Here is a 21,409-nt window from a genome sequence, read left to right as displayed (position 1 = left end):
GATGGAAACACTGTACAAATGCGCCGCTGACCCATCTACGAGAAAACGGGCCGGTTTTTCTCACTGATGCGGCAGGCGCCTACTGAGGGGAGGGCACAAAAAACGGCGCCCTAGGGCGCCGGTGGTGGATTGAGGGGAGGGGACCGGATTACACCAGTGTCCTCCCGGCCACGTGGTCCAGAGCTTGTCGCAGGGTGGTCAGCGCCTGAATGTGCTCTGATAACTCCACCTTGATGCCGTTGAGTTCGTGCTCGGTAATCTTGTAATCATTCAACGCCGAGGTGAGTGCCACCTGAACGTCACCGTGCTCCTTATTCAGATCCATCCAGTCGCCCATAAAGGACTTGTAGTTGTGCTCCTTGGCTGCAGACAGGTTGGGCAGGTATTCGGGACGCATCTGATACAGCGACATAAACTCTTCCAAGATTGGGGCGTGAAGATTGTGCTCTTTTAACGCCATCAGAATCAGGCTGAACTCTTCGATGTTCAGCTTGTGCTCGGATCGATCTGGGTTGATCTTGTTGTGAAATGTACTCTTTTTGATGCTTCGTCCATGGTGCTGACGAAAGTGAGCCTCGACCACCGAGTAGAGATGATCGATGCCCATGGTTTTACTCTGGGCGTGGATGAGTTTTTGAAGTTGAAGCAGTTGTGCGTCACTCACTGCGTGTGTTCCTTGAATCGGGACGGGGAGGCGGCGCTCGGCCAGGGCTCCCCTTGAGGGTTAAAATGGCGAATGCAGTTCTGCCAGGTTGCCGCTTTTGGGGGTAAACAGGTTCTGGTGCAAGCGGGCGGCGAACTCGTCGGTCATGCCGGAGATGTAGTCGGCGATGACCCGGTGGCCGCTGTGGCCCTGCTCGCAGGCGGCCTGCCAGCGCTTCTGGGTGGAGCGGGGCAACAGACGATTGGGGTCAGAGGCGAAGGCCTCGAACAGTTCCATTACGATCTGCTGGCCTTTGTATTCCAGTATCTGCACCTCGGGCTTTTGAATGACGTACCGCAGTACGAACCGTTTCAGGTAGCCGAGGCACTCGGCGTACGCCGGTTCAATCACCGCATGGTGGGACAGCAGCGGTGATTCGAACTCACCCTGGGCCACAATGTGGCTGTGGGTGACAAAGGCGTTGACCAAGGTGCCGATGGCGTCTTTTCTCAGGTGGTGTTCGTCGGAAAACAGCTTCTTGCCGATGGTCTCCATCTGCCCGGCCAGATAGGTGCCATCGATACCGGCAATGGGGTCGGCCACGTTTTCCCGCCAACTGCGGTAGTTAACGATGCCCATCACGATGGCGTCTTCCAGGTCGTGCACCGAATAGGCGATGTCGTCCGCCAACTCCATGATGGAGCAGTCCAGCGAATGATACTGAGCGCGTTGTTGACCCGCCGGGTTACTGCGGGTGCGGGTCAGTCGCTGCCGATCGGCGTTGCTGAACGGCTCCAGCACCCAGCTCAACAGGTCGGCGTCGTCATCAAACACCCCTTTTCCAGGCAGCCACTGCTCCGCCTTAAGCTGGCGAAAGTTGTCCACCCCCTGACGGGGGGCGCTGCTGCCCAGGGCGCTCATCAGTACCGGGTATTTGAGTATGCCAAGCAGGGTGCGCCGGGTCAGGTTCATGCCGTATTCCCGAGTGTAGGGCTCCAGACGAGTCAGGATTCGAAAGGTCTGGCCGTTGCCCTCAAAGCCGCCGTGGTCGCGCATCATGTAATTCAGCGCCACCTCGCCGCCATGGCCATAAGGGGGGTGGCCAAGGTCATGGGCCAGGCACAACGACTCGATCAGGTTGTCGCTGCCGATGAGATCGGCAAACTCCGGTGAATTGCAGCGCAGTTGCGCCGCAATGCCGGTACCAATCTGCGCGGCCTCCAGCGAGTGGGTCAGGCGGGTACGGTAGAAGTCGTTCATGCCAACCCCCAACACCTGAGTCTTGGCCTGCAGGCGACGAAACGCTGCCGAATGCATGATTCTGGCTTTGTCTCGCTGCAGTGGCGAGCGCTGGTCATCCTGTCTGGGCTTATGTTCGGCGAAGCGGCGCGCTAACCAGTGGCTGTCGATATCCATACATTCTACTCATGGCTCGGTGTTGTATTAGTGTCGGTGAACTGACGCTGTTATTCAATTACTTAACAACCGTCGACGCTAAATTTGCCGTTGTGCACCCCGAGCGGCGCTGCCGGTGGCGATTTTGCCCGACTGGCGTACTATAAATGGACTGGCCGCCGCCCGTCTGCGCCGCCGTTCGTCAGGAATAAGGAGATCATGATGGCGATTCGATATCAGGTACTGGCTTTTCCCATGGACAACCTGGCCCAGCCGCAGCAGTTTCCCGAGCACCGACTGCCTGGGTTCCGGCAGCGCTTGAACGAGAAACCCCTGGGGGTCGCGTTTTCAGGAGGCGGTACCCGCAGCGCCTGCTGCACTCTGGGCCAGCTTAAGGCCTTGCACGACACCGGGGTGATCAAGCGGGTCGGCTATCTGTCGGCGGTTTCCGGCGGCAGCTGGGCGTCGGTGCCTTATGGCTTTCTGCCGGCTCACCAACTGCCGCAGTTCTGGGGCGCGATCTTGCCGCCATCGCAGTTACGCGAGCGCGACATTCAGGCGGTGCCAGAGCGGTCGTTTCAACACTGCCTGGTGAATGCCGGGGTGGTGACGCGCCTGCTAGGAGCCGCCTTGCAGGGCCGGGGGGACGAGAGTTACGCCGAGGTGATTGGTCGTATCTTCCTGGCGCCGTTTGGTTTGCATCAGCCGCAAATGGCCTTCAGTTACGATCTGCATTCGGTGGCTGAAGCCTGTGACGCTAACGCCAACCTCAGTCCGGATCAGTTTCAGCGGCTACGGGATGGGGTGCCCTATTTGCTGGTCGGCGCCACCCTGCTCAATGGCGATGGCATCGGCCGCACTCAGCGCTATCACGTTGAGTACACCCCGTACTACAGCGGAGTTCGGGTATCCCACCGCGATCGTGATGGCATAGGTGACGACGAGCATTTCGGTGGTGGCTACCTCAGCAGCTATGGTTACGACTGCGCCGGGCCTTATCGGGTGGTATCCGGCGAGGGAACCCTGACCATGACCGTTAAGCGGTCGCCGCGCACTCTGTTTGACTGGACCAACGAAAAGGCGTTCTCTCTGTCCGACATCATGGCCAGCTCCGGTGCGGCACCGCAGCAGCTAACCAATGCCCTGGGCCTGGGGGCGCTGGGGTTCCCGGAGTTTTATCACCTGCCGGTTCAGGTGCCGGACGGGGTACAGCGACTGGCCGAAGAGTATGCTCATTCCGACGGTGGCCACATGGAGAACCTGGGGATCATGCCACTGCTGGCTAGAGGGGTGACGCGGTTACTGGTGTTCATCAACACCAAGTGTCCCTACATTCCCGGAGACGACATCGAGTCGACCAACATCAACAAGTCACTCAAGGCGCTGTTTGTACCGCTGCGAGACAACCTGGGCCTGGGCCAGTTTCGGGATAATCTGGTGTTTGAGCAGGGGGAGAGCAAGCTCAATGAGCTTCGAGCGCTGTTTGATGCCCGGGTTCAGCGCACACCGTTTGCCAGTGTTGCCCACAAAGGTCTGTTCGCCACTCAGACGCTGGTCACTCGGGACAACCCGGTGTACGGCATTGCCGGTGGCCGTGAGGTCACCATTACCTGGGTGTACAATCAGCGCAGCCAGGCCTGGGAAAATGCCCTGGCGGATGAGCGGTTAGCGCAGGAGATTCGGCAGCAGGGGCAAGACGATTGGGACCCCTATGGGTTGGACAATTTCCCTCACTTCGAGACCTTTATGGAGAATGCCGCGGTCATCGATATGACGCCGGTACAGACACACTTGCTGGCCAGCCTGGCCCGTTACGTGGCCAAGCGAGCCATTACCGACTCCTGGGGTGAGGTCGAGGATTAGAGGCTAATGCAGCTGACCTCATTGGCGACGTCGTCCATGGCCTTGGCAAAGCTGGACAGGCCGGAGGAGGGAATAAACAAGTGGCGCTTGTTGTGCTGTTTGCAGAAGCGCTTGAGGCGGTAGTAGGCGTCGTGGCTAATGCAGTCGGTAGCGCAGATCACCGCATCGGCGGACCACAGCAACGCATCCAGGCGCTTGCGGCTGTCTTCGACTCCACCGTCGTGGTGACTGAATTCGCCGTTACAGCGCGACACCAATTCCCGGTATTGGTCGGTCATGCGATGAAGTCCGCCTACGCACAGAATCTTCTGCCCCTTTAAATCGGGACAGTCACGGCAACTGTCGGCGCTGCAGCCATTGCAGGGGGACAGGCTTTGCTTTACGAAGCCTTCCAGGGCTCGGGTTTCCTGCTGTTGCTGCGCCAGTTTCTGGGTCAGGTCGAGCACGTTGTTTTCACTGGCCTGCAATTTCTGCTGCCACTGCACCTTCTGCCGATCCAGCACTTCGACGGCGGTGGTTTTGCTGGCCAGTTCATTGCGAAGTTGCTGCAATTGCGGCGCGTGCTGGTGGGGCGCCTCCTGGAGTGCCAGTGTCTGATTGTGTTCTTTCAGGCGCAGGTTTTCCGCCTTCAGCTCCGCCAGTTGCTGCTGCATTGCCTGCAATTGCCGATCTTTGTCGGAGATGGTCTGATGGGCTTTTTGCTGGCTCTTTTCCAACGCTTTTTTCAGTGCCAGCAACTCTTTTTCGGCGTCGTGCAGTCGCTTCAGGTCCGCCCGTTGGCCGGCGCCAATCTGGTGGGACAGCATGTGGATGGTCTCGTAGGCCATGTCTTGTGTGGGCAGGTCGCACAGGGGATGAGTCAGCAACGCCCACAGGGCTTCGGCGCTGGCTCCGCGCTCGATGTGTTGCTGCCAGACCCGTTTTAATTCATCCCGGCATTTTACCTGGCCAAATCGTTTAATGGCGGCGGCAAACTTTTTGTCGAGGTGTTTTTGAACGGCCACAGACAACCGGTGCTTGCTGTCGCAGTTGGAGACCACCCAGGTGTGCAGCCAGTAGTCACTCTTTCTGGCCACCTCTTTGTCGGCGATTTTCTCCGCCAATTTGCGGATCTCGGTGGTGGTCAGGCAGGTACCGATGACGGGACACAGCAGCTTGCTGGTCAGCTCCCACAGTTTGCGCTTGCCTTTGAAGCTGCTTAGGACCAATGCTCCGGTGGCGGTGGTTTGAGCATCACACATGCGGTTCCCTCATTCGATCTGGCTGATTCATTCGGATTGAGTCGTTAGTGGTATCAGTGTAACGGTCAGGGATGGGTTGTCAATGATAATCATTATCATTTGGCGCAAAAAAGAGAGTGCCACCTCAGGCTGGCCCGGGCAGTGGGCCCCTGATACAGTACGCTTGTCTTCCATGAGAGTAAGGATACCCCCCATGTTGGCTCGAACGCTGGCTATCTGGTTGCTGGCTGTGCAGAGTGGTGTGGCTTGGGCGCAGGGCGCGCCGTTGCCGCGCATCGCCGCTTTAACGCCGCATTCGGTCGAACTGCTGTATCAGGTTGGCGCGGGAGAGCAAATCATTGCCACCATCGAGTACGCGGATTACCCCGAGGCGGCACAGCAGATTCGGCGTATTGGCCGTCACGATGAGCTGGATTTTGAAGCCTTGGTGCAGTTGCAGCCGGATCTGGTGGTGCTGGGGATCAGCGATACGTCGCGGCATTTTGTCGAACGCCTCAAGGCGCTGGGGTTAACGGTGGTCGATACCAGTGTGACCAGCATCGCCGAGATTGGCCCGTTGATGGCGTCATTAGGCCAGAAAACCGGCCATCCCGTGCAGGGGCAGCGCGCCGCGGCGGCGTTCACCGAGCGCCATCAGCGCTTGTTGAACCGCTATCAGCATCGCGCCGAGGTGACGGTATTTTATCAGCTGTGGTCGACGCCGTTGATGACCGCGTCCAGCGCCTGGATGGACGAGCTGATCGCCAGTTGTGGTGGCGTCAATCTGTTTGCCGATGCCCGTGCCGACTACCCCCAGGTCAGTACCGAGCAGGTCATTACCGCGTCTCCGCAGGTGCTGATTGTGCCGACCAATCACGGCCTCGGTGGTAATGACGTTGCCATGTGGCAGCAATGGCCGGAGATTCCGGCCATCGACAAGGGCTTGGTGTACGAGGTCAACAGTGATTGGCTCCATCGTACCGGACCGCGAATATTGCTGGGGATGGAGCAGTTGTGCCAGTCATTGGATCAGGCTCGCGAGGTGCTGGCGGCCAAAAAAGAGGCCCCGATGTGACGGGGCCCAAATTATGGCTGGGTCAAACTGGATCAGAGTACCGAACTGCTTGGGATGGGGGTCTTCGCTGATCCGCCGAAGACGAGTGAGCAACCGGGAAGTGTGAGCCGGTTGTCACGGTGTTGCATGGTCTCTTCCGTGAGTGCGGTCCTCCTTGATGAGCGAATGGACGCGTGCCGATGGCTGTAGGCCAAGAGGAAGGGCTGGGTAGGGACGGGATTGACTCACGGGAGCAGTTGCGTCCAGGGAGATGCGAGACAATCCATTCTAACTTCCTTGTCCTGAGCCATTGCAGGCATCGCGATGACACTCAAAGTATAAGAGAGATAGTTTGCTTGTCCTGTCGGTGGCTAGAACGATTCGGAATAAGCTTAACCTTTGATTTTGAAGCTGTTTTTGCGTCATTTAATTGTCGGGTGACGACTTTTTGACGACGGCGGCTAACTGTTGGAATCGTTTGAGGTTATCAGGTGATCCACTGAGCAGTCGCTGTCTTCACCGAACCATTGGTGCAGTATGGCCATCTCGGGATAGCGATCGCAGACCTGTTTCACACTCTCTTCCATGCGCGCCAGGGCGTCACCGAATTCGACGGCGTTACCAAAGGCCACTTCCAGTCGGCACTTCAGGTAGGCGGAATAGATGTCGCAGGCTTTCACCAGCTCTTGTTCAATGCCACCGGGGTTAAAGGCCTCTTCGATGGCGCTGTGCAGCGCTGGCGGCGCCGTTTGCAGAATCCGTTTTTCTGCGGCGCGCTCCAGCTGTTTGAATTCGCTGTACAGGGTGTCGTTGGCTCGCTTGACCGGGGTGACCACGTCACCGGTAATGGTTTCTGACATGTCGTGAAGCAGGGCGTGGGAGAGCATTTTGCTTAGATCTACCTGCCGCCCCTGTTGCTCGGCGATTTTGCCGGTGAGAAAGGTCAGAATGCCGACGATGGCTGAGTGTTCCAAAACGGATTCCGGTTGCATCGAGTACATCAGGCTCCAGCGCTTCAGCAGTCGTTGCCGCAGGGCGAGGTTTAAAAACTTGTGGCTCATGTTGGGCTCCTTGGGTATCAGCCTTGCCGCTGGGCATCGGGTCGATTAACAAAAAAGCGCCCTGAGGCGCTTTTTGATCAACGGGTTGGTTCAGTCTATCACTGCCGGTAGCGGCTGAGAAAGGCTTCAAACTTGTCCAGTGCCCGGCCGAGATCCTCGATGTGGGGCAGGAACACAAACCGCAGGTGGTCCGGTTCGGGCCAGTTAAAGGCGGTGCCCTGCACCAGCAGAATCTTCTCCTGCATCAGCAGGTCCAGCACCAGTTTTTCGTCATCAATCAGGTTGAATTTGTTCACATCCAGTTTGGGAAAGGCGTACATGGCTCCCTTGGGGCGGGTGCAACTGACGCCATCAATGGCGTTGAGGCGATCCACCACCAGATCCCGCTGTTCCAGCAGGCGGCCGCCGGGCAGAATCAGTTCCTGGATGCTTTGGTAGCCACCCAGGGCCGTCTGAATGGCGTGCTGCACCGGTACGTTGGCGCACAATCGCATCGACGCCAGCATCTCCAGCCCTTCGATGTAGTTCTTGGCGATGCCACGGTTGCCGGTCAGTACCATCCAGCCGGCGCGGAAACCGGCGGCCCGGTATACCTTGGACAGGCCGTTGAAGGTGATGATCAGCAAATCGTCGGCCAGGGTGCAAGTGGGAATGTGCTCGGCACCGTCGTAAAGGATCTTATCGTAGATCTCATCGGAGAACACCACCAGATTGTGTTCTCGGGCAATCTGCAGCAGTTCCAGCAGCACCGCTTTGCTGTACACCGCGCCGGTGGGGTTGTTGGGGTTGATCAACACCAGCGCCTTGGTGCGCGGAGTGATCTTGGCCCGAATGTCGTCCAGATCCGGAAACCAATCCGCCTGTTCGTCGCAGCGGTAGTGACGGGCAGCGCCGCCGGCCAGGTGCACGGCGGCGGTCCACAGCGGGTAGTCGGGTGCCGGAACCAGCACTTCATCACCGTTATTGAGCAGACCCTGCATCGCCATCACAATCAGTTCTGAGACGCCGTTGCCAATGTAGACGTCGTCCACATCCAGATCGTGGATGCCCATCTGCTGGAAATAGTGCACCACCGCCTTGCGGGCGGAAAACAGCCCTTTGGCATCACAATAGCCCTGGCTTTCAGGCAGGTTGTGAATGACGTCGCGGACAATCTCTTCCGGGGCTTCAAAGCCGAACGGGGCGGGGTTGCCGATGTTCAGTTTCAGAACCCGGTGCCCCTCCTCTTCCAGCCGTTTTGCCTCTCGAGCCACCGGGCCACGGATGTCGTAACAGACGGTGCTGAGTTTGTCGGACTTTAATATCGGGTGCATGGCCACAGGTACCTCTTAGCGGCAGAGAGGGGAAGAGTGTGGTTAAGTTAGCGGATTATGCTGGCTAAAGAAAGCCTTACAAAATGGGGCCTGAGTAGCGATAGGCGTAAGTCAGAGGGTGATGAATGGTGTTTTTCACTGCCTGGTTTGGGGCTGGCTGGCGTTACCTTGAGGTCGTTGTTTGATTTTCCTCCTTGATGCTCTGATTTTCAAAGGCTTCTGACTGGATGACTTTTCACCGTTGTTAGGGTATAACACGGCCTCTATGCAGGTCATACCAGATGGAGAGATATGGCAATCCCGGTTTCGGCGGCAACCTTTCGTCGCATAATGAATCTTTGGCCACCGCTGCTGTTCAGCAGCATCAAGATTGAAAAACTGGCACCGGACTACAGTTACTGTCGGGTGGCGCTGAGAGAGCGCCCGTGGAATCGCAACATCAACCGCAGTCATTATGGCGGCAGTCTGTTTTCCATGACCGACCCGTTTTATGCCTTGTTGTTGATGGGAAAGTTGGGGCGGGGCTACCGGGTCTGGGACAAATCCGCCGACATCGATTTCATTAAGCCCGGCAAAGGGCGACTGACGGCGGAGTTTATCATCGATGCCGACACCATTCGCCAGGTACGGCAAGCGACTGCGGATGGCAGTAAATACCTGCCCAAGTTCGTGGTGGAGGTGAAAGATGGCCGCGGTGACGTGGTGTGCCGCCTGACTCGAGTGCTGTACGTACGTAAGGTGTTTGCCGGTAAAGACCAAAAAGCGGCATAAAAAAACGGACCCCGAGGTCCGTTTTTTGTGCGGGTGGAAGGCCGGCCTTACGCCAACTCCGCCAGGCACATCTCTTCGTAGATCTGCTTAACCCAAGCGTCGACACGGCTTTCGGTCAGCTCAGGTTGGCGATCTTCATCGATGCCCAGGCCTACAAAGGTGTTGTCATCAACCAGCGCCTTGGAGGCTTCAAATTCGAAACCTTCGGTGGAGGTGTGGCCAACGATGATGCCGCCGCGATCGCGAACGATGTCACCCACCATACCCATGGCGTCGAGGAAGTACTCGGCGTAATCCTCTTGGTCGCCACAGCCAAAGATGGCTACCAGCTTATCGGTAAAGTCGATCTGCTCCAGTTCGGGGAAGAAGTCGTCCCAGTCACACTGGGCTTCGCCGTAATACCAGGTCGGAATGCCGAACAGCAGCAGGCTGAACTCATCAATCTCTTCTTTGGTGCTTTTAGCGATATCTTTCACATCACAGATTGCACCCAGTTTTTTCTGGATCATCTTGGCGACGGCTTCGGTGTTGCCAGTGTCGCTGCCAAAAAACAGACCTACGCTTGCCATTTATCTACCTATTTGTTCGTCAATAACTGCGGCTGACAGTGTCTCGTCAGCCTTACCAACTTGTTGAAACTGTTTCAGAAGAATGGACTCTATCAATTGACCGCGACTGACATTGTCCAGGGTCGCCTGCTCATTTAATGCAGTATAGAGTTCATCGGAAACTTTAAGTTCAATTCGTTTCAACCCCAGGGTGCGGTCGCGCTGAATCTGATTGCGCTTGTTGACACGCAGTTGCTCTTTTCGAGGCAACGGGTTGCTTCTGGGCCTGCCGCGACGCTTCTCAGTCGCGAACAGATCCATGGTGGTTCTATCCGTCTTTTCTACTGCCATGCATTGTCGCTACTTAACCAATCCCGGCGCCTTCCCATACCAGCTGAATAATGCCTTTGGCGATAAAGCCGGCACAGCCGAGAAAGAGCACGAGCCAGACGATGCCACGACCAAAAGGAGGAACATCGCCTTTGTTTAATACGTCCCGGATCGACATTCCAATCAGAAAAAACACCGCTGCAAAAAACAGGTTTAACCCTACTGCTTCGAGCTGTGCTACGTCTGTGACTAACATCCTTTTACCATCCTGGCGAAACCGGCGGGCTACTATAGCATAACCTCACTGGGGTTAGAACGGTTTTCAGCGGTAACTTATCATAGTAACCGTATGGGATTTACCCTTGATAAGGCGCCAGAAACTGCGCCACATGACGGTTGAACTGATCGGGTTTTTCGGCGTGCAGCCAGTGACCGGTGCCGGTAATGATCCGGGCTTTTGCCTGGGGAAAGCGGCGGCCGATCTCCGGCCGGTGTTCCGGCAGCAGGTAATCCGAGCGCTCCCCTTTCACAAACAACACCGGGCCCGAATAGGGCGGCTGCTCCGGCAGTGGACCGATGATGTCCGGGTAGTGGTGGACGATGGTGTTGATGTCCAGCTGCCAATGATAGTCACCGTCACTGTCCGGACGCAGGTTTTTCAGCAGAAAGGCGCTGGTGCCACTGTCAATGCCGGCTTGGTTGAAGTGTTGTTGGGCGGATTTTCGGGTCAGTTGCGGCTGCTGATTCAGTTCGGTCAGGGTGGCGAGAACCGCTTGATGCCGCTGAGTCTGATACCCCACCGGGGCGATGTCGGCCACCACCAGGGCGCTCACCTGTTGCGGATGGGCCTGGGCGTAGGTCATCGCCACCTTGCCTCCCAATGAGTGGCCCACCAGGGCCCAGCGGTCGAGACTGAGTTGCCGACGCAATTGCTCCAGGGCTTCGGCCATATTGGCCAGTGACATGGGGTACCCCATGACCGAGCGGCCGTGGTTGGGGAGGTCAATTCGAATCACCCGCCAGTGCTCGGCCAGCAGTGCCGCTCCTAGGCGGCCTAAATTATCGGCATTTCCAAATAGCCCGTGGATTAACACCACGGCGGGCCCGTGTCCCTGGTCAATGAAGTTCAGCATAGCGTCCTGATGCGAAGTGCTTTGGTGGCGCAAATTGTGCTGACGCAAACGGCAAAATGCAAACGGTGGCGTAGCCTGATTTCGTCTGGTGTGGTTATAATGCCTGTCGACATCAACCCGGCGATCGGAAAGCCCATGAAATATATCGAAATCGACGACGAACTGTATAGCCACATTGCCAGTAACACTCAGCGTATTGGCGAGAGTGCCTCCGACATTTTGCGTCGTTTGCTGAATCTGCAGACGAGCAACGTTGAGGCGGCCATTCCCGAGCAGATCAGTCAGCCGGGGCTGGAACAGCGCAGCAGTGTCGTGGTTGAAGAGGCGCCTCAACTGGAGGTGCGCTCCCGGGTCGCCGAAGCGGGCCAGTTCAGCGAGTTGCTGGACGATGCGCTGCTGACCCAGCAGAAAGGGGCGGTTGGTCGTTTCCTGTATCTGCTGGATGCCCTGTACCGGCAGCAGCCGGAAGCGTTTTCCGGTGTGTTGGAGATTCGCGGCCGTGACCGACTCTACTTTGCCACCAGCAAAGAGGAGTTGTTGTCGGCCAGTAAGACCGCCAACCCTAAGCAGATCGGTGATAGCACCTACTGGGTGACGTCCAACAACAATACCGCTAAGAAGCGCACGTTGCTGAAATCGGTCGCGGTTAAGCTGGGGTGCCCCGATGAGGTGGCTCAGGACGTTGCAGCGCGCATCTAAGGTCGCTAACGTAAAGAACATCGAAGCACGGACGCGTTAAGCAGGACAAAAATCTATGGCACACCACTCCCGAGCTGGCCAAACGGCCAGCCCGGCTGATGTCACCGACATCAGCCATCTGGTCAGCAGTTACTACACCCTTAAACCCAATGCCAAGCACAGCGCCGAACGAGTCAGTTTTGGCACCTCGGGCCACCGGGGCTGCGCTTTTAGCCGCTCGTTTAATGAGTCGCACATCCTGGCGATTGCTCAGGCGGTGGTGGATTATCGCCAGATGCAGGGGTTTGATGGCCCCATGTACCTGGGGTTTGATACCCATGGCCTGAGTCAGCCGGCGTTCACTTCGGTATTGCAGGTGTTGGCGGCCAACGGTGTGACCGCCCGGGTTCAGGAGGGGCGGGGCTTTGTAGCAACGCCGGTGATCTCCCATGCCATTCTGAATCATAACCGCCAGGGGGGCGATCGGGCCGACGGGCTGATCTTGACCCCGTCTCACAATCCACCGCAAGACGGCGGCATTAAGTACAATCCGCCCCATGGCGGCCCGGCGGATACCGATGCCACCGGATTTATCGCCGAACGGGCCAACGCTTACCTGAGCGATGGTCTTAGCGGCGTGCAGCAGGTTAGCCTGGATGTGGCGATGGCCTCCGGGCTGATTGAATCGGTCGACATCATCGGCACCTACGTCGAACATCTCGCCGATGTCATTGATTTTGATGCCATTCGCGGTGCCAAACTGAAGATCGGTGTCGATCCCATGGGGGGCTCCGGTGTGCACACCTGGCCACGGATTGCGGCCAAGTACAACATCGACATCGAGGTGGTTAACCCGGTGGTGGATGCAGCGTTTGCCTTCATGCCCCTGGATAAAGACGGCAAGATTCGTATGGATTGCTCGTCGCCCTTTGCCATGACCAATCTGCTCAAACTCAAAGACGACTTTGATATCAGCATTGGCAATGATCCGGATTTCGATCGCCATGGCATTGTGTGCCGTGATGGCGGCCTGATGAACCCGAACCACTACCTGGCGGTAGCCATCGATTACCTGTTGGGACACCGGCCGAACTGGCGGGGCGATCTGCCCGTGGGTAAGACTCTGGTGTCTTCCGCCATTATCGACCGGGTGGTGGCCAGCTATGGTCGTCAACTGATGGAAGTCCCGGTAGGCTTTAAGTGGTTTGTATCCGGCCTGCACCAGGGCAATCTGGCGTTCGGCGGAGAAGAGAGCGCCGGAGCCAGCTTCCTGGATAAGCAAGGGCAGGCCTTTTCCACGGATAAGGACGGCTTTATTCTGGGACTGCTGGCGGCCGAAGTTCTGGCGGTGACCGGCCAGTCGCCGGCAGCGCGCTATCGTGAGTTGGAGCAGACGTTTGGACAGGCGTTTTATCGCCGACTCGATGCGCCGGCCAATGACGCGCAGAAGAGCCTGCTTAAGGCGATGGAGCCGGAGCAGGTGCAATCCGATACTCTGGCAGGCGAAGCCATCGTGGCGCGACTGACCCAGGCTCCGGGAAATGGCGCAGCCATCGGTGGACTCAAAGTGACCACGGAAAACGGCTGGTTTGCTGCTCGTCCATCCGGTACTGAAGCCATCTATAAGATCTACGCCGAAAGTCTGAAGAGCGAGGCGCATCTCGAACTGCTGCTTGAGGACGCCAAGGCCCTGGTCAGTGCGGTGTTTGAGGCGGAGTAGTCCTATCATCACGCACAAAAAAACGGCAGCCTCGGGCTGCCGTTTTTTGTGCCGCCGGCTAATGCGGCCGAGGTAACATCAGCACTGGCTGCGGCAGGATTTGTACTGGTTTTCGCAGTAGCGTTCGCTGGTGCCCGACTCGACACAGGCGTTGTGTTCCAACATGCACTGCCAGGCGCAGCTGTTCATGGCTGAGGCGCCGAAAATGGAGGCGCCAAAGGCAGCGCTGGCGGCCATGATCAGGGCGGCAAGGTGTTTTTTGGTCAACATGGTGAAGTCCTTTTTAAAATTTCCGTGAAATCATTGCAGCATGACTGCGGCAGCAGCGGTCGCCCTCGTTTTTAGGGCGGTGGCGCCGCTGCAGGTGGCCCGCGTGTCGTCGCAACGAAACTGGCATACTACTTCCTCGGAAAGTGAGTGGGTTATTGGCCAGTCCTTTCCGGGGCTTTGGTACTATCTCTTTATTTTTCAGGCTCCTGCAATCTTTGTTGGGTGTGAAATTGTGCCAGTGTTTTGCGATGGTGCACGGCAGAGATGTGCCCGCCGCGGTTGCGGATGAGAACCGTTGATTTATGCCTGCGTTTGCTGCAAATTCGGAATCTGGCTACTTGGCAAAGAGGCGGTAATGACAGAGGGAAAGGCCCTGAGCATAAGGCGACTGATGCCCGACGATGAAACCTGGTTGTTTGAGCTGGAACGGGATCCTGAAGTGATGCGTTACACCGACCGCGGCCCGCAGACCTTGGCGCAGATCCAGCAGCAGATGCCCGCTCTGCTGGCCGGCTATGACAACCCGCAAGGCCTTAAGCTGTGGGTAGTAACCCATCCACAGTTGGGAGACATCGGCACGGTGGCATTCTATCCGGGGGAGTCAGGACAGTATGAAGTGGGTTACAAGCTGGGGCGGAGCCACTGGGGACTCGGTCTTGGCAGCGCTGCCATGGCGGCGCTGATGGCCTGGGTGGCGGAGCACCACCCCGAAGCCCGGCTGGTGGCCGAGGTCTTTGAGCCCAATATTGCGTCGACCCGGATTTTGCAGCGGTTTGGCTTTACCCTGAGTAAGCGCTTCTACAATGAGGATCGCCAGATGTGGGATCAGCGGTTTGAGCGCCCCAGCATCGACGAACTTCCTCTAGGGGAGTGACCGCGCTTTTTGTCATTCTTGCGCAGGCGAGAATCCAGTGTCTTTCCCTGGATCAAAACCCAAGCCGCTGGGCCCTCGCGCTCGCAATGAGCGACCACTCCTCCCCTCCGTCGTGCCCGCGCACGCGGGTATCCAGTGTCTTTCCCTGGATCAAAACCCAAGCCACTGGGCCCTCGCGTTGGCAATGAGCGACCACTCTTCCCCCTCCGTCGTGCCCGCGCACGCGGGTAGCCAGCGTCTTTTCCAGGATCAAAACCCAAGCCGCTGGGCCTTCGCGTTCGCAAGGGCGACACGGTGAGGGTGAGGTGGTGTGGCAGGTGGAGGTAGACGCCATCAGCGTTAGTGTTGCACTCATCTCGCAACAACCTTCCCGTCGTGCCCGCGCACGCGTGCAGCCAGTGTCTTTCCCTGGATCAAAACCCAAGCCACTGGGCCCTCGCGTTCGCAAGGGCGACGGTGCCAATAGGGAGGGGGAGGAGTAAACGAGCAGTGATTGCGGTGCCGGTAGAGCTTGGAGTTGGTTGTTCTCCTCACTAACCTTAACCCCCCTCCGTCGTGCCCGCGCACGCGGGTACCTAGTGTCTTTCTCAGAATCAAAATCAAAGCCGCTGGGCCCTCGCGTTCGCAAGGGCGACACGGTGAGGGTGAGGTGGTGTGGCAGGTGGAGGTAGACGTCATCAGCGTTAGTGTTGCACTCATCTCGCAACAACCTTCCGTAGTGCCCGCGCACGCGGGTATCCAGTGTCTGTGCCTTTCGTCATTCTTGCGCAGGCGGGTATCCAGTGTCTTTTCCAGGATCAAAATCAAAGCCGCTGGGCCCTCGCGTTGGCAAGGGCGACGGTGCAACTTGGCAGGACTGGCGTTGCCGTTCAGTACAGGGCGATGTGACAGCTGGGCAGGTCGTGCTTGTCGAAATAGCCCTGGTGATACTCCTCAGCGGGATAAAACGGCGCTATCGGCTCAATGGCGGTGACGATGGTTTTTTCTTTCCAGTAGCCCTGCGCTTGCTGATGGGCCTTGGAGGCCTCTGCGAGCTGGCGTTGTGTGTCGTCGTGGAAGAAGATCACGCTGCGGTACTGGCTGCCGTGATCGTCACCCTGTTGATTGAGCGTGGTGGGGTTGTGGAACTGCCAGAAGGTCTCCAGCAAGGTCTGGTAGCTGATGGTGGACTCATCGAACTCCACCTGGACCACTTCGGCGTGGCCGCTGGTGCCGGTTTTGACCTGATCGTAGCTTGGGTTGGCCTGTTCGCCGCCCATGTAGCCACAGACCGCCGATGTGACCCCATCCAGCTGTTTGAAGAACTGCTCAACACCCCAAAAACATCCTGCACCAAAGGTGGCAATGGCCATAGTATGACTCCTTGATTCGAACTTCTAGACGTCTAAACATCTAAGTGTCTGCAAACTGTATCAGCTCCGTGACAGATTGCAACCTCGAATCTTAATCGGCGGGGGTGCGACAATGAGGCAACAGAGGCTACAATGGCCGCCACAAGAAAAAAGCAATTGGAGTGCGACGTGTTATTTGAACACCAGGATCTATTGGCGCTGACCTTGGCGCATCCCCAGCCCCACAAGCAACCGCAAAGCCGTACCCTGAAGGACGGCACTCAACTGACCCTGATTGATACCGGCATTCTGGCGATAGAGCCGCCCCAGCCCGGTGACAGCGACATCGTGCTGTCCTGTGGCGTTCATGGAAACGAAACCGCCCCCATTGAGTTGGTGAATGAGTTGGTGAACGCCATCCTCAGCGGTGACCTGGTGTGCCGACAGCGACTGCTGGTGCAATTGGGCAACCCCGAGGCGATGCTGAAGGGAACCCGTGGCGTGAAGGAAAACATGAATCGCTTGTTCAGCGGCGCCCATGCCCTGGGGGAGCAAAATTCCGAGAAGGTGCGGGCCCGTTTGCTGGAGCAGACCGTACGCGATTTCTACCACCAACGCGGGCGCAAGCGCTTCCACTATGACCTGCATACCGCCATACGTGACTCGCAGCGGGAAAAGTTTGCGGTTTATCCTTACCGTCCAGGGCGTGCCTGGAGCATCGAGCAGATTCGATTCCTGGCGGGCTGCGGGGTAGAGACCATTCTGCTTTCTCACAACCCGACAACGACCTACAGTTACTACTCTTCCAATGAATTTGGTGCCGATGCCTTTACGGTGGAGTTGGGCAAGGTCTACCCGTTTGGCCAGAATGACATGAGCCGGTTTGAGGCCTGCAAAAAACAGCTGGCCAGGCTGATTGCTGCCCAGACTCTCGAGTATCCGCCGTTGTCACAGAGCGTGGTGTTTGACGTCTGTCAGGTGGTCAACAAACAGCACGAGGCGTTCCACTTTAGCTTCGATGATGCACAGGCCAACTTTACCGAATACCCGCCGGGTGCCTTGTTGGCGCAGGATGGGGAGACCGACGTCCGAGTGGGCAAGGTGGCAGAGTCCATTGTTTTTCCAAACGCCAAGGTGGCGTTGGGCCAGCGGGCCTTGCTGACGGTGGTCCCTACTGCCATTGACGACAGATTTGAATAAAGACACTAATGCGGATGGCAACCGGGCTGTAAATAATGCGATACAGTCGAAAAAATGTGATCACGATCAAGGGGCGACAATCAGTTGAGCGCCCCGGTTAGCGGCAGTACTCTTTAGCCTAACTATAACAAGCCCCGCGCGAGGCCGGTCACCTCAGGATCAGACCATGCCGGGTATAACAATGGCCAGGAACACTGGCCCCAGACACAAGACGGAAGCGACCGATGAGCCTCGAACCTCAGCATCAGGTGCACAAGGCCGTGATGACCTCTGGTCACGCCCTTAAGATCCCTGTACTTAAGATACTGCAATCCGACGGAACCCCCTATGCCGATGCCTCTTTGCCGGACATCGATCAGCAATTGGCCCTGAAAATCTACGACACCAGTGTGTTTACCCGAGTGTTGGATGAGCGCATGCTCGCCGCCCAGCGTCAGGGACGCATCAGCTTCTACATGACCTGCATCGGCGAAGAAGCGGCGGTGGTGGGCAGTGTGGCGGCCTTGGGTGACAAGGACATGATCATGGCCCAGTATCGCGAGCAAGCAGCGTTGCGCTACCGCGGTTTTACTACCGAACAGTTTATGAACCAGATGTTCTCTAACGAGAAAGATCTGGGTAAGGGTCGGCAGATGCCGATTCACTATGGCAGTCGTGAGCTGAACTACATGACGGTGTCATCCCCCCTCGGCACCCAGATCCCTCAAGCCTCCGGCTACGCCTATGGTCAGAAACGGGCCGGCCATGACGCAGTAACACTGTGTTATTTCGGTGAGGGCGCCGCCTCCGAAGGGGATTTTCACGCCGGCCTGAACATGGCCGCGGTGTTGAACTGCCCGGCGATCTTCTTCTGTCGTAACAACGGCTACGCCATCTCAACGCCGACCGAAGAGCAGTTTGCCGGCGACGGCATTGCGCCTCGCGGCGTTGGCTATGGCATCGATACCATCCGCGTTGACGGCAATGACATGCTGGCGGTGCTGGCAGCCACCCAGCAGGCGCGGGCCATTGCGGTGGCGGAGAACAAGCCGGTGCTGATCGAAGCGATGAGTTATCGTCTTGGGGCCCACTCCAGCTCTGATGACCCGTCTGGCTATCGCTCTCGTGAGGAGGAAGCCAAGTGGCGTGAACACGATCCGGTGCTGCGCTTCAAACTGTGGTTGATGAATCAGGGTTGGTGGACCGAGGAACAGGACAACGAGTTGCATGAGCGCTATCGAAAAGAGGTGCTGGCGGCGGTCAAGGTGGCCGAGAAGTTGCCACGCCCGGCCTATGCCACCCTGGTGACCGACGTCTACGATCAGGTGCCCCAGCATTTGCAGCAGCAGCTGCGTCAGACCCGGGAACACATGGCACGCTACCCCGACGTGTACCCTCAAGACACGGATAAGGAGGCGTAATCATGGCCCAGATGAATCTATTACAAGCGGTGAACAGCGCCATGGACATCGCCATGGCCAGCGACGACAGTGCGGTGGTCTTCGGTGAAGACGTGGGCCACTTCGGTGGTGTGTTCCGGGCGACCTCCAAGCTGCAGGAGAAGTACGGCAAGGATCGTTGCTTCAATACCCCGCTGACCGAGCAGGGGATCATCGGCTTTGCCAATGGTTTGGCGGCCCAGGGCAGTACCGCCATTGCTGAAATTCAGTTCGCGGATTACATCTTCCCGGCCTTTGATCAGCTGGTGAATGAGTCTGCCAAATTCCGCTACCGCAGTGGCAACGAGTTCAATGTTGGCAGCCTGACGGTACGCACTCCCTATGGCGGCGGCATTGCTGGTGGCCACTACCATTCCCAGTCACCGGAAGCTTACTTCACCCACACCCCGGGGCTGAAGATTGTGGTGCCACGCAACCCCTATGAGGCGAAAGGTTTGCTGCTGGCCTCCATTCGTGACGACAACCCGGTGGTGTTCTTTGAGCCGAAACGATTGTACCGGGCCTCGGTGGGGGAGGTGCCGGAAGGCGATTACAGCATCTCCCTGTCCAAGGCGGAAGTGGTGCAAAACGGCACCGACATCACCCTGTTGGGCTGGGGCGCTCAGATGGAGTTGATTGAGAAAGCCGCCAAGATGGCTGCCGATCTTGGCATTAGCTGTGAAATCATCGACCTGCGTACGCTGCTGCCCTGGGATGTGGACACCGTGGCCAAGTCAGTGTGCCGTACCGGCCGGTTGCTGATAAGCCATGAAGCCCCGTTGACTGGCGGCTTTGCCGGCGAGATTGCGGCCACCATTCAGCAGGAGTGTTTCCTGCACCTGGAGTCGCCCATTGCCCGGGTCTGTGGCATGGACACCCCGTACCCGCTGGCGCTGGAGCAGGCCCATATGGCGGATCACCTGAAGATATTTGAAGCCATTAAGGCCAGTGTCGAGTTTTAAGGGAAGCGACGATGATTAAAGACTTTATTCTGCCGGACATTGGCGAAGGTGTGGTCGAATGCGAAGTGATGGACTGGCTGGTCGCCGAAGGCGATGAGATCAAAGAAGATCAGGTGGTGGCCGAGGTGATGACCGACAAGGCGTTGGTGGAGATTCCCGCGCCGTTCGATGGCAAGGTGGTCAAGCTGTTTTACAACAAGGGCCAGGTGGCCAAGGTGCACAGCCCGTTGTTTTCTGTGGAGCTGGCCGAAGCCGAAGTGGCGCAGGAGCCAAGCGTTGCCGCTGCGCCGGTTCAATCGGAGGTGGTGAGTCCAGATGAGGCTGAAGCTGTCACTGACAATGGGGCTCAGACCATCGAGGACTTTATTCTGCCAGACATCGGTGAGGGCATTGTCGAGTGTGAAGTGGCCGAGTGGTTGGTCAGCGAAGGCGACGCTGTGGTGGAAGATCAGCCCATCTGCGATGTGATGACCGACAAGGCGCTGGTGCAGATTCCGGCGGTGGCCAATGGCGTGATTCATAAGCTGTATTACCAGAAAGGCGAGATTGCCAAGGTGCATCAGCCCCTGTTCGCCCTGAAAACCACGGCAACCACCGCTAACGCAGGCTCTGATGCAATGGTGGCGTCTTCGGCCCCTGAGCAGCCCGAGAGTTCGCCAGGCAGCGTTACGGCAACGGCCTCTTCCGAGCCAGTGGCTCGCAGCGGTAAAGCGGTGGCCAGTCCGGCGGTACGTCGACTGGCCCGTTCGTTGAACGTCGACATCGCCGAGGTGCCCGGCAGTGGTAAGAATGGCCGGGTGTACAAGCAGGACATTCAGAGTTTTGTGGATGGCGAACGCTCCGAACCGGCGTTGTCGCCGACGCCTGTGGTTGCCGACAAGCGTGCTGAGGACAGCGTCGTGCCGATTCGCGGCATTCAGGCGGCCATGGCCCGGCAGATGACGGCCTCGGTGCAGACCATTCCGCACTTTACCTATTGCGAAGAGCTGGATCTGACCGATCTGGTGGCCTTACGAACCAAACTGAAGCAGCGGTATGCCGATAAGGGCGTAAAGCTGACCCTGATGCCCTTCATCATCAAGGCGATGTCGGTGGCCGCCAAGGAGTTCCCGGTATTGAATGCTCAGGTCAACGATGACTGCAGCGAGATCACCTACAAAGGCGATCACAACATCGGCATGGCGGTCGACGGTAAGCTGGGCCTGATGGTGCCAAACATCAAGCAGGTGCAGAATAAGTCGATCATCGAGGTGGCCAACGAGGTGACCCGGCTCTCCGCCGCGGCCCGTGAAGGCCGGGTGGCAGCGGAAGACCTCAAGGGCGGGACGCTGTCGGTGTCCAACATCGGTGCCCTGGGGGGCACGGTGGCAACGCCCATCATCAACAAGCCTGAGGTGGCAATTGTTGCCCTGGGTAAGTTGCAGACCCTGCCGCGTTTCAATGAGCAAGGGCAAGTGGAAGCCCGCACTCTGATGCAGGTGAGCTGGTCCGGTGATCACCGAGTCATCGACGGCGGAACCATTGCCCGCTTCTGTAACCTGTGGAAATCTTTATTGGAAAATCCCGCTGAGATGATGTTGCACCTGAGCTGATTACCTGGCTCGGCTGGCGCCGGTCCCTCCGCA

General features: G+C 57.8%; 21 protein-coding genes. 10 read left to right on the top strand and 11 right to left on the bottom strand.

Going from position 1 to position 21,409, the window contains the following annotated elements:
• Positions 1-148: 148 nt before the first annotated feature.
• The gene (locus J8Z22_RS14970; RefSeq protein WP_028112346.1) at positions 149-664 is read right to left on the bottom strand and encodes a phage regulatory CII family protein; all 516 of its coding nucleotides are present in this window, start codon (positions 662-664) and stop codon (positions 149-151) included.
• Between the two features lie 60 nt (positions 665-724).
• Complete coding sequence (locus J8Z22_RS14965; protein WP_252006943.1) at positions 725-2,059, bottom strand: anti-phage deoxyguanosine triphosphatase; 1,335 nt, start codon at positions 2,057-2,059, stop codon at positions 725-727.
• A gap of 198 nt (positions 2,060-2,257) precedes the next feature.
• Here J8Z22_RS14965 and J8Z22_RS14960 point away from each other — a divergent pair, with 198 nt between their 5' ends.
• Positions 2,258-3,901: a patatin-like phospholipase family protein gene (locus J8Z22_RS14960; RefSeq protein ID WP_252006942.1), complete on the top strand. Its 1,644-nt coding sequence runs from the start codon at positions 2,258-2,260 to the stop codon at positions 3,899-3,901.
• Here the strand turns inward: J8Z22_RS14960 and J8Z22_RS14955 are convergent.
• Entirely contained in the window at positions 3,898-5,142 is a 1,245-nt protein-coding gene (locus J8Z22_RS14955) for a DUF2325 domain-containing protein (protein ID WP_252006941.1), read from the bottom strand. The two genes, J8Z22_RS14960 and J8Z22_RS14955, sit on opposite strands and share 4 nt — an antisense overlap.
• A 193-nt stretch (positions 5,143-5,335) precedes the next feature.
• On the opposite strand from J8Z22_RS14955, the gene J8Z22_RS14950 reads away from it, so the two are divergent.
• A complete protein-coding gene (locus J8Z22_RS14950; RefSeq protein ID WP_252006940.1) occupies positions 5,336-6,196 on the top strand; it encodes a cobalamin-binding protein in 861 nt (286 codons plus the stop codon).
• Positions 6,197-6,636: 440 nt separating this feature from the next.
• Here the strand turns inward: J8Z22_RS14950 and yfbR are convergent, their stop codons facing one another.
• Together yfbR and J8Z22_RS14940 are read right to left on the bottom strand one after the other, a co-directional pair.
• Positions 6,637-7,236, bottom strand: coding sequence for a 5'-deoxynucleotidase (gene yfbR / locus J8Z22_RS14945; protein WP_028112349.1), 600 nt, complete (start codon positions 7,234-7,236; stop codon positions 6,637-6,639).
• A 98-nt stretch (positions 7,237-7,334) separates the two neighbouring features.
• Entirely contained in the window at positions 7,335-8,549 is a 1,215-nt protein-coding gene (locus tag J8Z22_RS14940; protein WP_028112350.1) for a pyridoxal phosphate-dependent aminotransferase, read from the bottom strand.
• Positions 8,550-8,840: 291 nt separating this feature from the next.
• Here J8Z22_RS14940 and J8Z22_RS14935 point away from each other — a divergent pair, with 291 nt between their 5' ends.
• Positions 8,841-9,320: a DUF4442 domain-containing protein gene (locus tag J8Z22_RS14935; RefSeq protein WP_252006939.1), complete on the top strand. Its 480-nt coding sequence runs from the start codon at positions 8,841-8,843 to the stop codon at positions 9,318-9,320.
• 47 nt (positions 9,321-9,367) lie between these two features.
• Here the strand turns inward: J8Z22_RS14935 and fldA are convergent, their stop codons facing one another.
• From fldA to J8Z22_RS14915, 4 genes are all read right to left on the bottom strand, one after another.
• Entirely contained in the window at positions 9,368-9,889 is a 522-nt protein-coding gene (gene fldA, locus J8Z22_RS14930) for a flavodoxin FldA (protein WP_028112352.1), read from the bottom strand.
• Positions 9,890-10,219, bottom strand: a complete 330-nt coding sequence (ybfE, locus tag J8Z22_RS14925; RefSeq protein WP_252006938.1) for a LexA regulated protein — start codon at positions 10,217-10,219, stop codon at positions 9,890-9,892.
• A gap of 13 nt (positions 10,220-10,232) precedes the next feature.
• Positions 10,233-10,454, bottom strand: coding sequence for a DUF2788 domain-containing protein (locus J8Z22_RS14920; protein WP_028112354.1), 222 nt, complete (start codon positions 10,452-10,454; stop codon positions 10,233-10,235).
• 100 nt (positions 10,455-10,554) lie between these two features.
• Positions 10,555-11,331, bottom strand: a complete 777-nt coding sequence (locus J8Z22_RS14915) for an alpha/beta fold hydrolase (protein WP_035415568.1) — start codon at positions 11,329-11,331, stop codon at positions 10,555-10,557.
• Between the two features lie 135 nt (positions 11,332-11,466).
• On the opposite strand from J8Z22_RS14915, the gene seqA reads away from it, so the two are divergent.
• Positions 11,467-12,030, top strand: coding sequence for a replication initiation negative regulator SeqA (gene seqA / locus J8Z22_RS14910; protein WP_028112356.1), 564 nt, complete (start codon positions 11,467-11,469; stop codon positions 12,028-12,030).
• A 55-nt stretch (positions 12,031-12,085) separates the two neighbouring features.
• Complete coding sequence (gene pgm, locus J8Z22_RS14905; RefSeq protein WP_252006937.1) at positions 12,086-13,729, top strand: phosphoglucomutase (alpha-D-glucose-1,6-bisphosphate-dependent); 1,644 nt, start codon at positions 12,086-12,088, stop codon at positions 13,727-13,729.
• 78 nt (positions 13,730-13,807) lie between these two features.
• Here pgm and J8Z22_RS14900 read toward each other — a convergent pair whose 3' ends face one another.
• Positions 13,808-13,999: a hypothetical protein gene (locus J8Z22_RS14900; RefSeq protein ID WP_028112358.1), complete on the bottom strand. Its 192-nt coding sequence runs from the start codon at positions 13,997-13,999 to the stop codon at positions 13,808-13,810.
• A gap of 355 nt (positions 14,000-14,354) precedes the next feature.
• On the opposite strand from J8Z22_RS14900, the gene J8Z22_RS14895 reads away from it, so the two are divergent.
• Entirely contained in the window at positions 14,355-14,873 is a 519-nt protein-coding gene (locus J8Z22_RS14895; protein ID WP_252006936.1) for a GNAT family N-acetyltransferase, read from the top strand.
• A gap of 869 nt (positions 14,874-15,742) precedes the next feature.
• Here the strand turns inward: J8Z22_RS14895 and msrA are convergent.
• Positions 15,743-16,225 (bottom strand): peptide-methionine (S)-S-oxide reductase MsrA, encoded by a 483-nt coding sequence (gene msrA / locus J8Z22_RS14890; RefSeq protein WP_252006935.1) that lies wholly within the window; start codon positions 16,223-16,225, stop codon positions 15,743-15,745.
• Between the two features lie 132 nt (positions 16,226-16,357).
• On the opposite strand from msrA, the gene astE reads away from it, so the two are divergent.
• The 4 genes from astE (at position 16,358) to J8Z22_RS14870 (ending at position 21,376) form a co-directional block, all read left to right on the top strand.
• The gene (astE, locus tag J8Z22_RS14885; protein ID WP_371877976.1) at positions 16,358-17,404 is read left to right on the top strand and encodes a succinylglutamate desuccinylase; all 1,047 of its coding nucleotides are present in this window, start codon (positions 16,358-16,360) and stop codon (positions 17,402-17,404) included.
• Between the two features lie 224 nt (positions 17,405-17,628).
• Positions 17,629-18,804 carry a thiamine pyrophosphate-dependent dehydrogenase E1 component subunit alpha gene (locus tag J8Z22_RS14880; protein ID WP_051252951.1) on the top strand — a complete coding sequence of 392 codons (1,176 nt, stop codon included), beginning with the start codon at positions 17,629-17,631 and terminating at the stop codon, positions 18,802-18,804.
• Positions 18,805-18,806: 2 nt separating this feature from the next.
• On the top strand, positions 18,807-19,784 hold the full coding sequence (locus J8Z22_RS14875; protein WP_252006933.1) for an alpha-ketoacid dehydrogenase subunit beta: 978 nt from the start codon (positions 18,807-18,809) through the stop codon (positions 19,782-19,784).
• An 11-nt stretch (positions 19,785-19,795) separates the two neighbouring features.
• The gene (locus tag J8Z22_RS14870) at positions 19,796-21,376 is read left to right on the top strand and encodes a dihydrolipoyllysine-residue acetyltransferase (protein ID WP_252006932.1); all 1,581 of its coding nucleotides are present in this window, start codon (positions 19,796-19,798) and stop codon (positions 21,374-21,376) included.
• The last annotated feature ends 33 nt before the right edge of the window (positions 21,377-21,409 follow it).

Origin of the sequence: Ferrimonas sp. SCSIO 43195 (genome assembly GCF_023716685.1) — a bacterium.
GTDB lineage: Bacteria > Pseudomonadota > Gammaproteobacteria > Enterobacterales > Shewanellaceae > Ferrimonas > Ferrimonas kyonanensis.
The sequence above is the reverse complement of the archived record's forward strand: the minus strand, read 5'-3'. Positions and strand labels throughout refer to the sequence as shown.